At 47.1% G+C, this 448-nt stretch carries 1 protein-coding gene; it reads right to left on the bottom strand.

Going from position 1 to position 448, the window contains the following annotated elements:
* Positions 1-358, bottom strand: a 358-nt coding sequence (locus L3N51_RS12365; RefSeq protein ID WP_320057129.1) for an archaellin/type IV pilin N-terminal domain-containing protein, incomplete at its 3' end; no start/stop codon positions are given.
* Positions 359-448: the final 90 nt, after the last annotated feature.

Consider the following 448-nt stretch of genomic DNA (forward strand, 5'->3'; position numbering starts at 1 on the left):
TTTCTGATGGGGCTGTGAAGGATATTGAGGTGGTTGAAGGCGATAACTGCACGCTGGATACGCCGGAGCTAGGGGATACGGTAAAGTATATCCAGTAACTCTCCGTGTTGGCCGGGAAGTTAGTAGCGTAAAGCACTGAACTGCTTAACTGGAGCGCCGTTGACGCAGTTTGTTCCCCCTTATCTATCGTGGTCTTAGCCTTCTGGGTGACGAAAAGTCCCATATTTATTGCCACGAAGGCTAGCACGGATGCGGTGATGATGAACGCTATTAATATTATAGCTGTGTCCAATCCGGCTAACCCCCTTCGTCTCATTAACCTGTTGTATTTTTGGATTAGACCCTTTGCCTTACCCATTCCGATTTCACTTCTGAAATGAACGCTCCCTGCCGTTGTTTTAAATATGCCCAAGGATTTCGACTGGTAGTCGACTACTTGGAAGGATAA

The organism is Metallosphaera javensis (ex Hofmann et al. 2022) (genome assembly GCF_022064045.1).
In the GTDB taxonomy this organism is placed as follows: Archaea; Thermoproteota; Thermoprotei_A; order Sulfolobales; family Sulfolobaceae; genus Metallosphaera; species Metallosphaera javensis.